The organism is Rahnella sp. JUb53 (genome assembly GCF_004346065.1).
GTDB lineage: Bacteria > Pseudomonadota > Gammaproteobacteria > Enterobacterales > Enterobacteriaceae > Rahnella > Rahnella variigena.
This window is the reverse complement of record NZ_SLYT01000005.1, coordinates 135,984-151,623: the sequence shown is the minus strand read 5'-3', so window position 1 is coordinate 151,623 and position 15,640 is coordinate 135,984. Positions and strand designations below refer to the sequence as shown.

The window sequence follows — 15,640 nt, the reverse complement described above, 5'->3', positions numbered from 1 at the left end:
TCTATAGGGAACACATATGATTCGCTTTGCAGTCGTCGGCACCAACTGGATCACCCAGCGTTTTATTGATGCCGCACACGAGAGCGGTAAGATGAAGTTAACCGCGATTTACTCCCGCACGCTGGAAGGCGCTAAAAAGCTCGGTGAGGATTATCCGGTTGAACATTATTTTGATTCCCTTGAAGCAATGGCCGCGTCTGACCTGATTGATGCCGTCTATATTGCCAGCCCGAATTCATTACACGCCCCACAATCGCTGTTGTTTCTCAGCCATAAAAAGCACGTGATTTGCGAAAAGCCGTTGGCGTCTAATTTGCAAGAAGCCGAAAGCCTGATTGCCTGCGCGAAAGAGAACAACGTGGTGCTGTTCGAAGCGTTTAAAACCGCCTATCTGCCGAATTTCCTGCATATGAAAGGCGCGCTGAACCGCATTGGTAAACTGCGTAAAGCCATTCTGAATTACTGCCAGTATTCATCACGTTATCCGCGCTATCTGGCGGGTGAAAACCCGAATACCTTTAACCCGGCGTTTTCCAACGGCTCAATCATGGATATTGGCTATTACTGTCTGGCCAGCGCCATTTCGCTGTTTGGTGAACCGGAATCAGTAACAGCCACGGCGACATTACTGGACAGCGGCGTCGACGGTCAGGGCACGGTGATTTTGTCTTATGCGGATAACTTCGAAGTGGTGATCAACCATTCCAAAATCAGCGACTCCCTGCTGCCAAGCGAAATTCAGGGCGAAGACGGCACCCTGCAGATGGAAAAACTGTCTGAATGCCAGACGCTCAGCCTGACGCCACGCGGCAGCCAGAAACTGGATCTGACACAACCGCAGCACATCAACACCATGCTGTATGAAGCAGAAACTTTTGCGATTCTGGTCGACAGCCAGTTTGTCGCGCACCCGGGGCTGGAAGTCTCGCGCATCACCGCCAAAGTGCTGACGGAAATCCGTCGTCAGACCGGCGTGGTGTTTCCGGCCGATAATCAGCCTTAATGTTCCGTAAGTATCGGGAGTAACAGATGATTGCACCCAGTCAGAAACCGCTGTTGATTTTACAGACCGGTCACGCGCCGGAGCCTATCCGCCGCGCACACGATAACTTCCCGCAGATGTTTATCCGCCAGGGGGATATCGACCCGCAGCAGGTCGTGATTGTCGATTTGCAGGCGGGTGAACGCCCGCTGCCGCCGGAACACTATTGCGGGGCGATCATTACCGGGTCGCGCAGCATGGTCACAGAACATCTGGCGTGGAGTGAAGACGCGGCGGACTGGGTACGTCTGGGCATGTTGCAGGAGTTACCGATGTTCGGCGCCTGCTACGGTCATCAGCTGATGGCGTATGCGCTGGGCGGCGAGGTAGATTATCACCCGCAAGGGATTGAAGTGGGCACCCATGAAGTCACGCTGACGCCTGCCGGGCATCTTGACCCGCTGGTATCTCAGCTTCCGGCGCAGTTCGCGGCGAATCTGATCCATCTGCAAACCGTTATCACGCCGCCTGCGACGGCGACGGTGCTGGCGAAAACGCTGCACGACCCGCATCAGATCCTGCGTTATGGCCCGAATGCTGTCAGCACCCAGTTCCATCCGGAATTCAGTCTGGCGGTGATGAAAACGTATCTGTCATGGCTGGGATCCCTGGCCGAAGACGATTCGGTGGACTTTACTCATCAGGCTCAGCAACTTAGCGAAACACCGCTCAGCCAGGGGCTGCTGCTGGCCTTTGTCGGCGCACTCGGTAAACGTCAGGCACTGGCGGGTTAATGCTCTATAATGTTTCTGAATGTTTGACACCGGACACATTTTGCATTAATTTGCGAACTGCAAAGGGGAGTAACTTCTTCGCCGGATAATCGTCATTACGGTGTCTGGACCCGCGCTCACGCAGCGCCGTCTCAGCCACCCGGTTACCGGGACAACCCACTAATTAATGTTTACCCGAATAATTCGGGTTGCAGGTAGGCGGCAAGCGAACGAATCCCGATGAGCTGACACAGGTCAGTGATTCGGGTGAGCGAACGCAGCCAACAACCCTGCGGCTCGAAGGATGAAGGGGAAACGGGTTGTAAGTGAGACCTTGCCGGACGGCGAGGTTTGCTCACAGCTCAAAAAATGAGCGGCTAACGTCTTCCGACGCTGGCCGTTTTTTTTTGATGTTTTTTCGAGGATACCGCAATGATGAACTCCGTAGGCAACCCGATTTTATGGGGCTCTTTTGCAGTGGTAGTGATAATTATGCTCGCGTTCGACCTGCTGTTGCAGGGTCGCAAAGGCGCGCAAACCATGAGTATGAAAAGTGCCGCGATGTGGTCGCTGGTGTGGATTGGCCTGTCGCTGCTGTTCAACTTCGGCTTCTGGTGGTATCTCAACGGCGAGTTTGGACGTGAAGTCGCCGACGCCAAAGCCACCATGTTCCTGACCGGCTATCTGCTGGAAAAAGCGCTGGCGGTCGATAACGTTTTCGTCTGGCTGATTCTGTTCAGCTACTTCTCCATTCCGGCTAACCTGCAACGCCGCGTGCTGGTCTACGGCGTGCTTGGCGCCATCGTTCTGCGTACCGGTATGATTTTCGCGGGTAGCTGGCTGGTGGGGCAATTCAGCTGGATCTTGTACGTGTTCGGCGCGTTCCTGCTGTTCACCGGTATCAAGATGGCACTGGCGAAAGATGACGACGGAGAAGTGGGCGAGAAACCGATGATCCGCTGGCTGCGCAGTAAAATGCGTATGACCGACGATTTACAGGGCGAGAAATTCTTCGTACGCCGCAACGGTATTCTGTTCGCCACGCCGCTGTTGCTGGTGCTGATTATGGTCGAGCTGAGCGACGTGATTTTCGCGGTCGACAGTATCCCGGCTATCTTTGCGGTAACCACCGACCCGTTCATTGTGCTGACGTCTAACCTGTTTGCGATCCTCGGCCTGCGTGCGATGTACTTCCTGCTGGCGGGTGTGGCAGAGCGTTTCTCGATGCTGAAATACGGTCTGGCGGTGATCCTGATTTTCATCGGTATCAAGATGCTGTTGCTCGATGTGTTCCACATTCCGGTGGGAATATCGCTGGGCGTGATCGCGTCGATTCTGATCATCACCCTGCTGATTAACACCTGGGTGAATCGTCGTAACGATCTAAACAATACGCGAAAGTCATAGCATTAATCAGGAATAATGAATGGGCGGATATCACGTCCATTCATTATTTTACCTGTTTATTTTCAATGAAGATTATCAAAGCTTATTTCCATCGGCATACCTCCACTCCGATTACGAGCCCGTCCAACTGACCGAAGATGAGCTTTGACAGGCAATGCTACCCTGTGGCCCTCTCATTCCATTTATCTTTGTGTATGATATTACCGTCGCAGTGCTTCCAGGTAATCGCCTCATAACGTAGCTGAATGTTTTCCAGATGCGTTCCCGTTGTGCCGCCAGGATGGAGCGTTGGAGTGATCGCAGTGATCTTCACGTTCTCTAACAGAATATTGAAATACTCATGTTCCATGCCTGAATCCATTATTTGATACATCTTTATTGTTGCAGATTTCAATACCAGGTTATTTGTGAGAGCGCGGTATAGCAACGGGGTGACTTTATCGAACTCTTTTTGAATGTTGATGGGCTCATGTAAGCGTGTACCCGTCAGTCTCCCGTGTGCCCGCAGCAGGGTATAGAAAGGTGGTGAGCAAACGATTTCAACTCAATGGCACCCACGCGGCCAGAAACCAACGAGCCGCCAATAATCGGAGAATTATTTTCATCTGTTAGAAATAAATAAGCTGGAATTGACATGTTATATCCTTATAAAGTTAATTATTACGTTTGTCTCTGCCTGTGATTTTATCAATCACTTTGTACAAGATGTATAGAAATATTAGCCAGGCTCCTATACCTACAAACTTCATCGGCCACGGCTCGATGTATATAATGCAAAGTATTGGCCCAAATATCATCAATGGTGCAAATGCGAACTCAAATAAATAATAAATTATAAAAGCAACTATTTTTTCGGTTGCAGTAAGAATCATCTTGATGACTTTAAAAAACACCCCGCCTTTAGGCATTTATTTTCTTCCTCACCAACTCAATTATTTTTCTGAATGTAGGTTCGCCTTGCGTTATTCTGATATGCATCGCATCTACAAAAGGTTGAACGGATGGCTCAAATAAGAAGTAAAGGAGGTCATAGTCTTTCGCACTCAATAAATTATATATTTCTGGGTTCTCAGCCTCCAACCGTTCAGAGGTTCGTATTGAGCGCTCAGTCATACCACCAATTAACAACGTTCCAGTTAATACAGCTATGGGTTTTGATTTAAATGTAGCTGAGATAAAAGAAACTCTTTCTAATACTGCAGCCGTTATCATAGCCATGATTGTATTAGCCCCCATCCTTCCCACAAATGATGTAATTACGCCTCTATAAATATTATCCTGCTCTGTTTCGGTAACGTAGATGTTAAACTTATTAAAAATTATCTTAATCGCATCTATGATATGGTCGTAATTCAAGATATCGTTTCTTATAGCGCCAGCCATTCTAATTCTAGCTGTTTCACGCCTGAACCGTGAGCCTGTATCAAACACATCATATACCATATAGCCCATATCAAGCGGCACGGTGAACGCACCGTTTATGAGGCCATTTACTGATTCGGGGGAAAGAATAATCCCAGCAATGCGCGTGGATATATCATCAATGTCAGCCATATTAGTCCCTTAGTTATGATTCATTCCCATCCTAATGGTATTGCATTATACACGTACGCACTAGATTTTTTACTTACAATGGAGTTCTGGCAAAAAAGCCCAGTTTAGTCGGGCACTAATTAATACTGAATCACTCGTTTTGATATATTAATTCATACGGCGTATACATCTACCAACGTTTTACAAAAATGCTTATGAGTGATGGCGTAGCCAAGGAACGGAAATTCATTACGCGGACTTCGGTCTGTACGCCTTACTATACTATTGCCTTCCCTCAACCCTTTTTCACCAACAAGCATTCAATCACATTACTCACTCTTTACTGACTAACCTGACATTACTTGTTCTTGATTTTTGTTATTTGAAAGTTCACTTATTGTGTAAAATACACACTTATTAGAATTTCTTTAAACGAAACATATAAAATAAATCACTTGCATTAGAGTTTGATATCCGGCCATGGCATCAGCGGTAAATCCCCGGCTGGCGCGGCAAAAGCGGAAAAGGTGAGAAACAGGGATGAAGCCAGAAGGGTACGACGGAAAGGCAATAACATCGGTGAAATTCCTCAGAGTAAAAAGCGCACCATCTTAGCCCGTTGAAGCTAAAGGAATTACTATAGTCGCTGGATAAAATAAAGGCGGTGACTGAGTTAACAATCACCGCCTGTATGATTAATACTTAACGCGAAACGATTACTGCCAGCCGTAACGGCGCACGAACCAGCCTTTCACGCACTGCGTCAGCACCATGTAGCCCGCCAGAATCGCGATCAGCCACGGGAAATAGCTCAGCGGCAGCGCCTGCAATTGCAGGAATCCGGCAACGGGCGAGTAGATCAACGCGATACCGGTGACTACCACCATCAGCGTCATGATGCACAGCGGCCAGGAGGCGCGGCTCTGAATAAACGGCACTTTGCGGGTGCGGATCATATGCACAATCAGCGTCTGCGACAGCAGCCCTTCAATGAACCAGCCGGACTGGAACAACGTCTGCGCCTCCACCGTATTGGCCTGGAACACCCACCACATCAGGCTGAAGGTCAGAATGTCGAACACGGAACTGATTGGCCCGAAGAACACCATAAAACGGCCAATGTCACCCGCATTCCAGCGCTGCGGTTTTGCCAGTTGCTCCTCATCAACGTTATCAAACGGGATCGCTACCTGTGACACATCGTAGATAAGATTCTGGATCAGCAGATGCAGCGGCAACATCGGCAGGAACGGCAGGAAGGCGCTGGCCACCAGCACGCTGAACACGTTACCGAAGTTAGAACTGGCGGTCATCTTGATGTATTTCAGCATGTTGGCGAAGGTTCTGCGCCCTTCTGTCACGCCCTGCTCCAGCACCATCAGGCTTTTTTCAAGCAGAATGATATCAGCAGCTTCTTTGGCAATATCCACCGCCGAATCCACGGAAATACCAATGTCGGCCGCGCGCAGCGCCGGTGCATCGTTAATGCCGTCGCCCATAAAGCCGACCACATGCCCTTCACCGCGCAGCACGCGCACAATGCGTTCTTTGTGCATCGGCGTCAGTTTGGCAAACACCGTGGTTTCGCGGGCGACGTTCAGCAGTTGCACATCGTCAAGTACATCGATATCGCTGCCGATCAGTACCGTTTCTGCATGTAATCCGACATCTTTGCAGACCTTACGCGCCACCAGCGGGTTATCGCCGGTGAGAATTTTCACGGTGACGCCTTTGCGCTGCAACGCTTCCAGCGCCGGTGCGGTGCTTTCTTTTGGCGGATCGAGGAACGCGATATACCCGGCCAGGATCAGGCTGGATTCATCGGTCACGCCGTACCCCTGCGTGCGTGATGGCATCACTTTATGTGCCACCGCCACCACGCGCAGCCCCTGCTGATTCAGGTCATCAGTAATGCGGCGGATGCGCCCGAGCAACACATCGGTCAGCGGCACAATCTCACCGTTGAGCTGCACCAGCGTACAAATCGACAGCATTTCTTCCAGCGCGCCTTTGCAAATCAGGCGGTGATTCTGATCGTTTTCGGCGACCACCACGGACATGCGGCGGCGGTCGAAATCAAAGGGAATCTCATCGACTTTCAGCGAGTTATGCACCGGACCGGCATCGCCCGCTTCCAGCACCGCGACGTCAAGCAGGTTTTTCAGGCCGGTCTGGTAATGGCTGTTCAGCCACGCCAGATGCAGCACGTCGTCGCTGGTCACACCGAGGACGTCAGTGTGGCGCTCAAGGACAATTTTATCCTGCGTCAGTGTGCCGGTTTTATCGGTGCAGAGGATGTCCATCGCGCCAAAGTTCTGGATAGCGTCCAGACGTTTGACGATCACTTTCTGGCGGGAGAGTTTCACCGCGCCTTTCGCCAGCGTCGAGGTGACAATCATCGGCAGCATTTCAGGCGTCAGCCCGACCGCCACGGAGAGCGCAAACAGCGCCGCTTCCCACCAGTCGCCTTTGGTGTAGCCGTTGATCACCAGCACCACCGGCGTCATCACCATCATAAAGCGGATCAGCAGCCAGCTGACTTTGCTGATACCGGCCTGGAACGCATTTGGCTGGGTATCTTCCTGCACCACGCGTTCGGCCAGCTGACCGAACCAGGTTTTGCCGCCGGTGGCGATCACCATCGCAATCGCCGTACCACTGACCACGTTGGTGCCCATAAAGCACAGCGTGTTCAGTTCGAGCGGATCCGCCGCAACCGGTTTTTTCTCGCAGGCATGTTTTTCCACCGGCAGCGATTCACCGGTCAGCGCCGCCTGGCTGATAAACAAGTCTTTGGCGGAGAGAATACGTAAATCTGCCGGGATCATATCCCCCGCAGAAAGCTTGATCAGGTCACCCGGCACCAGCTGGCTGATGGGGATTTCCACCGTTTCGCTGCGTCCGGTTTGCGTGTCACTGCGCAGCACCGTGGCGGTGTTGCTGACCATGGCTTTTAGCGCATCGGCAGCTTTGTTGGAGCGCGCTTCCTGAATGAAATGCATAAAGGTGGAAATAAACACCATCGCGCCAATCACCAGCGCCGCCGTTAAATCATCGGTGGCGTAAGACACCAGCCCAAGCACAGTCAGCAGCAGGTTGAACGGATTGCGGTAGCAGTGCCACAGGTGGAGCCACCACGGTGCAGGCTGCTGATCGCCGGTCTGATTGAGGCCGAAAACTTCACGGATAGCGTCGGCTTCCTGCGCGGTCAGCCCTTCCGGATGGCTGGCAAATTGCAGGTAAAGCTGGTCTTCGGTGGCGCGGGCACAGGCCTGACAATGTGCGGCCATCGCCGCAGGAACTGCCTGCGCAGTGCGGCCTGGCACGTTTTCGAGCATCGGATCGCGACGGACTAAACGGCGCGGTAAGTTGCGGCTGAGCGCGCTGAGCAGCCGGGAGGTGAAATCTTTGAACATCATTCGCACCTTATTGCGCCCACGGGAAAATGACCGCAGACGGGCAAAAGGGTTATAACAAAACAGGGGCGAACGAACAGACGTGCACCACCGCTTACCTGATAACGTTTAATGTCACGGTAAGCAGCAGCAAAGCGGGTGCTTACCGGATCACAACGGACCTACAGAATTGGGGTCGGGTTCCATGGGTTTTCACCTCCGGTAAGGAACGGTCTGGAAATTCATACGCATCGGGTATAAAAATCCGTTAGGGTAGAGCTGTTAACTACGCCTAAGGCGTATTTTCCGCGGATTATAAACCTGTTTACTGCAACCGAACTTAAACCTGATCTAACTTAACCATACAAAATAACTATGCAAAATCGCCTGACCATAAATGACATTGCGCGCCTGAGCGGCGTCGGTAAATCCACGGTTTCCCGCGTTCTGAATAACGAAGGCAATGTCAGCCCGCAAACCCGCGAACGCGTATTACAGGTGATTGAGCAGGAACATTTCAGCCCGTCGAAATCAGCGCGAGCAATGCGCGGGTTCAGCGATAAAATCGTGGCGATCATTGTTTCCCGCCTCGACTCTCCGTCAGAAAATCAGGCCGTCCGCGCCATGCTGCCACTGTTTTATCAGCAAGGTTACGATCCGATTGTGCTGGAAAGTCAGTTCAGCGCCGAACGTGTTAAAGAGCATTTACAGGTGCTGAAACAGCGCAATATCGACGGCGTGGTGTTGTTTGGTTTTACCGGTTTATCGGCACAAATGCTGACGCCGTGGCAGGACAAAATGGTGATGCTGGCACGTGATATGCCGGGGCTGTCGTCCGTGTGTTACGACGATGCGGGGGCGGTGCAGTTGCTGATGCAAAAGCTGATGGCACATAACCTGCGCAACATTGGCTTTATTGGCGTTTCCCCGCAGGACACCACGACGGGCCAGCGCCGCAGCGAAGCCTACCAGGCATTTTGTCAGGAGAACGGCCTGACACCGCACACTGCGCTGGGTGAACTCACCTATCAGAGCGGTTTTGATCTGATCCCGCAATTGCTGAAAAGCAATGTCCAGGCGGTAATTTGTGCCTCCGATACCATCGCTATCGGCGCACAGAAATACCTGCAACAGCAGCAAATCCGCGATATTCAGGTATGCGGTATCGGTAACAACCCGTTGCTGCATTTCCTCTTCCCGGAATCGTATTCCGTAGAACTCGGTTATGGCGCGGGTGGCGAAGCGGCGGCGAAACAACTGCTGGCACAGCTCAGCGGTTCTGCGGCCGTGCAGCAACTGATCATCCCCGGAAAGCTTGCTTTCTGAATCCCCCGATTTTCTGACCTTAGCCTTTCCCAAAAGCAGAAACTTTGTGATCGTTCCGGCAAAACCGGGAACGTTCCCGGACAAGTTCCCATCACCTTCGCTATGCTTGAACCGTACCCTACACACTTACGCAAAATCACAGGTCATTCCCTATGAGCAAAGTTAAGCAACAGGATGTTGATCAGCTGATCGCCCTCGTTGGCGGCAGCGACAATATCGCGATGGTGACTCACTGCATTACGCGTCTTCGTTTTGTCCTCAATGACCCGTCCAAAGCCGACCCGAAAGGTCTCGAAGCCCTGCCGATGGTCAAAGGCTGCTTTACCAATGCCGGTCAGTTCCAGGTCGTTATCGGGCCGGAAGTGGATGATTACTATAAAGTCCTGATCGCCAGCACCGGTAAAAGTGCAGCCGGAAAAGAACAGGCAAAAGTCGCCGCCCGCCAGAATATGAGCTGGTTTGAGCGCAGCATTTCTCACTTCGCGGAAATTTTCTTCCCGCTGTTACCGGCACTGATCAGCGGCGGTTTGATTCTCGGTTTCCGTAACGTTATCGGTGAAATCCCGATGAGCGACGGTCAGACGCTGGCGCAGATGCACCCGCTGTGGCAGTCAATTTACGATTTCCTGTGGCTGCTCGGCGAAGCCGTGTTTATGTTCCTGCCGGTGGCGGTCTGCTGGTCAACGGTCAGAAAAATGGGCGGTACCGAAATCCTCGGTATCGTGCTCGGTATCACGCTGGTGTCGCCGCAGTTAATGAACTCCTACAACCTCGGGCAGCAAATCCCTGAAGTGTGGAATTTCGGCTGGTTCACCATCGAAAAAGTGGGTTATCAGGCGCAGGTCATTCCTTCCGTTCTGGCGGGTATGGCGCTGGCAGTCATCGAAAATGGCCTGAAACGCATTATCCCTAATTACCTGTATCTGGTGATTGTGCCGGTCAGCTCACTGATTATTGCCGTGTTCCTGGCGCACACGCTGATCGGGCCGTTTGGCCGCATGATTGGCGACGGGGTGGCTTTCGCAGTGAAATTCATCATGACCGGCAGCCTCGCGCCGATCGGTGCCGCGCTGTTTGGTTTCCTCTATGCGCCGCTGGTCATTACCGGCGTGCATCAGACCACACTCGCCATCGATATGCAGATGGTGCAAAGCACTGGCGGAACGCCGGTCTGGCCGCTGATCGCCCTCTCAAACATCGCGCAGGCAGCCGCAGTCGTCGGCGTGATTATCGTCAGCCGTAAACACAACGAACGTGAGATTTCCGTGCCCGCCGCCATCTCAGCCTTCCTCGGCGTAACGGAACCGGCGATGTACGGCATCAACCTGAAATACCGCTTCCCGATGCTGTGCGCGATGATCGGCTCGGCGTTTGCCGGCCTGATTTGCGGCCTGTTCCACGTCACGGCTAACGGCATCGGCGTCGGCGGATTACCGGGCATTCTGTCCATCAAACCGCAGTTCTGGAGCATCTACGCACTGGCCATGCTGGTGGCGATTGTGGTGCCAATTATCCTGACCGTGCTGGTTTATCAGCGCAAAGCCCGCCGTGGCGAACTGGCAGTGGTGTAAGAAATTTAAGAAGGAAAATGGAATGAACAGCGAATTGCCGTGGTGGAAAAACGGCGTGATTTACCAGATTTACCCAAAGAGTTTTCAGGACACTACGGGCAGCGGCACCGGTGATATCAACGGTATCACGCAGCGTCTGGATTACCTGAAAACACTGGGCGTCGATGCCCTGTGGCTGACACCGATGTACCTGTCGCCGCAGATTGATAACGGCTATGACGTGGCGGATTACTGCGAGATTGACCCGGCTTACGGCACGCTGGAAGACTTCGAGCGGCTGACCGCGGAGGCGCATCAGCGCGGGATGCGCATCGTAATGGATATGGTGTTTAACCATACTTCGACGCACCACGAATGGTTCCGCCAGTCGCAGGATGCGGGCAGTCCGTTCCGCCCGTTTTATATCTGGCGTGACAGCGCGACCGAAGGCGGCCCGCCGAATAACTGGCGTTCTAAATTCGGTGGCGGCGCCTGGCAGTGGCATGAAACCAGCGGGCAGTATTATCTGCATCTGTTCGCCACCGAGCAGGCGGATCTCAACTGGGAATACCCGCCGGTGCGCGAGGCGCTGAAAAAAGTCTGCCAGTTCTGGGCGGATAAAGGCGTCGACGGACTGCGTCTGGACGTGATTAATCTGGTATCAAAACAGCAGGATTTTCCCTCTGATGATGCCGGTGATGGCCGCCGTTTTTATACCGACGGCCCGCGCATTCATGAGTTCCTGCAGGAATTCAGCCGCGATGTGTTCAAACCGCTCGGGCTGATGACGGTCGGCGAGATGTCTTCAACGAAGCTTGAGCATTGCCGCCGCTACGCCGCTAACGACGGCAGCGAACTGTCGATGACCTTTAACTTTCATCATCTGAAAGTGGATTATCCGAACGGCGAAAAATGGACAGATGCGCCGCCGGACTTCGTCCAGCTCAAGCAGATTTTCCGCGAATGGCAGCAGGGAATGCACGGGCATGCGTGGAACGCGCTGTTCTGGTGTAACCACGATCAGCCGCGCATTGTGTCGCGCTTTGGTGATGACGGCGCACTGCGCACGACGTCGGCCAAAATGCTGGCGATGGTGCTGCACGGTTTGCAGGGCACGCCGTATATCTATCAGGGCGAAGAAATCGGCATGACCAATCCTGGCTTTAAACATCTCGAACAATATCGCGATGTGGAAAGTCTGAATATGTTTGCCGAACTGAAATCCGACGGGCGCAGCAACGAAGAGCTGTTACGCATTCTGGCGAAGAAATCACGGGATAATTCGCGCACGCCGATGCAATGGAACGCCGGAGAACAGGCCGGATTTACCACCGGCACACCGTGGATTTCCGTCAGCCACAACGCGCAGGACATCAATACCGAACAGGCACTGGCGGATAAAGACTCGGTCTTTTATCTCTATCAGCAACTGATCCGACTGCGAAAAACACTGCCGGTACTGACCGGGGGCGATTATCAGGATTTGCTGCCAGAGCATCCGCAACTCTGGTGCTATACCCGCACGGCAGACGGCAAAACCCTGCGGGTGATGGCAAACCTGAGCGCACAGGATCAGACCTTCACATTGTCGGAATTCCCCGGCAGCACGCTGCTGAGTAATTACGCATCCCCTGCGGTTTCCGGAATGCTTCGTCCGTACGAATGCCTCTGGCAACTCACCGAATAATCTGAAATTTCTGTTCTGCCGGGTCAGTCACACTCGTGTCTGGCCCGTTTGTTTTTTATGCATCTCCTTATAAAACAACACGCAAAATTCAGGCCAGAACTTACAGTTGGTCATCAATTCTTCCGCCAAAAAAATTCTTTGTTTCAGGTCAATAAAAAGAGAATTATCACTCGCGTGAATGCTACATGCAGTGTGTATAGTACACACCCAACCCAATATATAGCGATTTCCGCAAAAGCCACACAACCGGCCTGTAAGCCTTGTGGGGCGCGGGATCCGCCCAATAGGAGTGTCATTGTGAAGGCAGACAGACTGGAAACCGTACCCGCAAAATCCACAACAATGCAGCCCATCGTGATCAAGCGGGATGGTTGTCAGGTCCCTTTCGATGAAGTTCTGATTAAACAAGCCGTGCAACGCGCGGCGGCTGCTGCCGGTATCGACAGCGTGGATTATTGCGCTCAGGTTGCCCGCGTGGTGGCGGAAAGTCTGCAAGACCAGGCTCGTGTAGATATCCACGATATTCAGGATGCGGTCGAAAATCAGCTGATGGCAGGTCCGCATAAAAAGCTGGCACGCGCATATATCGAATACCGCCATGACCGCGATGTGAAACGTGAAATGCGTGGCCGTCTGAATCAGGAAATCCGCGGTCTGGTTGAACAAAGCAATATGGCGCTGCTCAACGAGAATGCCAACAAAGACAGCAAAGTGATCCCGACCCAGCGTGACCTGCTGGCGGGTATTGTCGCCAAGCATTACGCCAAACAGCATATTTTACCGCGTGATGTCGTGCTGGCGCATGAGCGTGGCGAAATCCATTATCATGACCTCGATTATTCCCCGTTCTTCCCGATGTTTAACTGCATGCTGATCGACCTTAAAGGCATGTTGAATCACGGTTTCAAAATGGGTAATGCGGAAATTGACACGCCAAAGTCTATTTCCACCGCAACGGCCGTCACCGCGCAGATTATCGCGCAGGTCGCCAGCCATATTTACGGCGGCACGACCATTAACCGCATCGACGAAGTACTGGCGCCGTTCGTCACCGCCAGCTTCAATAAACATCGTCAGACTGCCGAAGAGTGGCAGATTGCAGATGCGGATGGCTTTGCTCACAGCCGTACCGAAAAAGAGTGTTATGACGCCTTCCAGTCGCTGGAATATGAGGTTAATACGCTGCACACCGCCAACGGCCAGACGCCGTTTGTCACCTTCGGTTTTGGCCTCGGCACATCCTGGGAATCGCGCCTGATCCAGCAATCAATTCTGCGTAACCGCATTGCCGGACTGGGCAAAAATCGCAAAACCGCTGTATTCCCGAAACTGGTGTTTGCCATCCGTGACGGCCTGAATCATAAAGCCGGTGACGCCAACTACGACATCAAGCAACTGGCACTGGAATGCGCCAGCAAGCGTATGTACCCGGACATCCTCAATTATGATCAGGTGGTGAAAGTCACCGGTTCGTTCAAAACGCCGATGGGCTGCCGCAGTTTCCTGGGCGTGTATGAAGAAAATGGCGAGATGATCCACGAGGGCCGCAATAATATCGGCGTGATCAGCCTGAATCTGCCGCGTATTGCGCTGGAAGCGAACCGCGACGAAGCGGCGTTCTGGACACTGCTCGACGAGCGTTTGCTGCTGGCGAAGAAAGCGCTGATGACCCGTATTGCGCGCCTCGAAGGCATCAAAGCCCGCGTTGCGCCGATTCTGTATATGGAAGGGGCGTGCGGTGTGCGCCTGAAAGCTGACGACGATATTTCCGGCATCTTCAAAAATGGTCGTGCCTCGATTTCGCTCGGATACATTGGCGTGCATGAAACCATTAACGCGCTGTTCGGCAACCAGACCCACGTGTTCGACGCCAGCCAGTTACGCGAAAAAGCCGAGGCGATTGTGGCCCGTCTGAAAGCGGCAACCGAAAGCTGGAAAGACGAAACGGGCTACGGTTTCAGCCTGTACAGCACGCCGAGCGAAAACCTGTGCGACCGCTTCTGTCGTCTGGATAAAGCCGAATTCGGGCTGGTGGCCGGTGTGACTGATAAAGGTTACTACACCAACAGCTTCCATCTGGACGTCGAGAAGAAGGTAAATCCGTATGAAAAACTCGACTTCGAAGCGCCGTATCCGCCACTCAGCAACGGCGGTTTCATCTGCTATGGCGAATACCCTAACCTGCAACACAATCTGAAAGCGCTGGAAGACGTGTGGGATTACAGTTATACCCGCGTGCCGTATTACGGCACCAACACGCCAATCGATGAATGCTACGACTGCGGCTATACCGGCGAATTCGAATGCACCAGCAAAGGATTTACCTGTCCGAAATGCGGCAATCACGAACCTTCCCGCGTGTCAGTCACCCGTCGCGTGTGTGGTTATCTCGGCAGCCCGGATGCCCGTCCGTTTAACGCCGGTAAGCAGGAAGAAGTGAAGCGCCGGATTAAACATCTGGGTAACGGTCAGCTGGGTTAATACTTTGAACTTCCACCAGTATTACCCGATTGATGTGGTGAACGGGCCGGGAACACGCTGCGTGCTGTTCGTTTCCGGCTGCGTCCACGAATGCCGCGGGTGCTATAACAAAAGCACCTGGCGGCTGGATTCCGGCAAACCTTTTACGCAGGAAGACGAAGACCGCATTATCGCCGATCTGCAAAACACGGTGATCCCGCGTCAGGGTTTAACGCTGTCCGGCGGTGATCCGCTGCATCCGCAAAATCTTTCTGCGGTGCGCCAGCTGTTATTACGCGTGCAGGCGGAGTGTCCGGGCAAAGATGTGTGGATGTGGACCGGTTATACGCTCGGGGAACTGAACGCTGAACAGCGGGAAGTCGTGGCGTTAATCAACGTGCTGGTCGACGGGAAATTTGTGCAGGAACTGAAAGATCCTGCACTTATCTGGCGCGGCAGCGGTAATCAGGTGATCCATTATTTGCGTTAATGCTTTCAGAGGGGAAATTATTCCCCTCACATCCGGT

At 52.8% G+C, this 15,640-nt stretch carries 10 protein-coding genes and 1 pseudogene; 8 read left to right on the top strand and 3 right to left on the bottom strand.

The window, feature by feature from the left end:
• The first annotated feature begins 16 nt into the window (after positions 1 to 16).
• The 3 genes from EC840_RS13815 (at position 17) to EC840_RS13805 (ending at position 3,162) form a co-directional block, all read left to right on the top strand.
• Complete coding sequence (locus EC840_RS13815) at positions 17 to 1,003, top strand: Gfo/Idh/MocA family oxidoreductase (RefSeq protein ID WP_112286755.1); 987 nt, start codon at positions 17 to 19, stop codon at positions 1,001 to 1,003.
• A 26-nt stretch (positions 1,004 to 1,029) separates the two neighbouring features.
• On the top strand, positions 1,030 to 1,776 hold the full coding sequence (locus tag EC840_RS13810) for a glutamine amidotransferase (RefSeq protein ID WP_132965750.1): 747 nt from the start codon (positions 1,030 to 1,032) through the stop codon (positions 1,774 to 1,776).
• A gap of 414 nt (positions 1,777 to 2,190) precedes the next feature.
• On the top strand, positions 2,191 to 3,162 hold the full coding sequence (locus EC840_RS13805; RefSeq protein WP_112286838.1) for a TerC family protein: 972 nt from the start codon (positions 2,191 to 2,193) through the stop codon (positions 3,160 to 3,162).
• A gap of 157 nt (positions 3,163 to 3,319) precedes the next feature.
• On the opposite strand, the pseudogene tssD reads toward EC840_RS13805, so the two are convergent.
• The 3 genes and pseudogenes from tssD to mgtA form a co-directional block, all read right to left on the bottom strand.
• Positions 3,320 to 3,798, bottom strand: a pseudogene (gene tssD / locus EC840_RS13800) (type VI secretion system tube protein TssD).
• Positions 3,799 to 4,062: 264 nt separating this feature from the next.
• A complete protein-coding gene (locus EC840_RS13790) occupies positions 4,063 to 4,716 on the bottom strand; it encodes a hypothetical protein (RefSeq protein WP_132965748.1) in 654 nt (217 codons plus the stop codon).
• Between the two features lie 695 nt (positions 4,717 to 5,411).
• Entirely contained in the window at positions 5,412 to 8,114 is a 2,703-nt protein-coding gene (gene mgtA, locus EC840_RS13785; protein WP_132965746.1) for a magnesium-translocating P-type ATPase, read from the bottom strand.
• A 351-nt stretch (positions 8,115 to 8,465) separates the two neighbouring features.
• Here mgtA and treR point away from each other — a divergent pair, with 351 nt between their 5' ends.
• From treR to nrdG, 5 genes are all read left to right on the top strand, one after another.
• Positions 8,466 to 9,416 carry a trehalose operon repressor TreR gene (gene treR, locus EC840_RS13780; protein ID WP_165929034.1) on the top strand — a complete coding sequence of 317 codons (951 nt, stop codon included), beginning with the start codon at positions 8,466 to 8,468 and terminating at the stop codon, positions 9,414 to 9,416.
• 152 nt (positions 9,417 to 9,568) lie between these two features.
• Positions 9,569 to 10,987, top strand: a complete 1,419-nt coding sequence (gene treB / locus EC840_RS13775; RefSeq protein WP_112286761.1) for a PTS trehalose transporter subunit IIBC — start codon at positions 9,569 to 9,571, stop codon at positions 10,985 to 10,987.
• Positions 10,988 to 11,009: 22 nt separating this feature from the next.
• Positions 11,010 to 12,653 carry an alpha,alpha-phosphotrehalase gene (gene treC / locus EC840_RS13770; protein WP_132965741.1) on the top strand — a complete coding sequence of 548 codons (1,644 nt, stop codon included), beginning with the start codon at positions 11,010 to 11,012 and terminating at the stop codon, positions 12,651 to 12,653.
• Positions 12,654 to 12,995: 342 nt separating this feature from the next.
• The gene (nrdD, locus tag EC840_RS13765) at positions 12,996 to 15,134 is read left to right on the top strand and encodes an anaerobic ribonucleoside-triphosphate reductase (protein WP_132965909.1); all 2,139 of its coding nucleotides are present in this window, start codon (positions 12,996 to 12,998) and stop codon (positions 15,132 to 15,134) included.
• Between the two features lie 4 nt (positions 15,135 to 15,138).
• Positions 15,139 to 15,603, top strand: a complete 465-nt coding sequence (nrdG, locus tag EC840_RS13760; protein ID WP_113877135.1) for an anaerobic ribonucleoside-triphosphate reductase-activating protein — start codon at positions 15,139 to 15,141, stop codon at positions 15,601 to 15,603.
• The last annotated feature ends 37 nt before the right edge of the window (positions 15,604 to 15,640 follow it).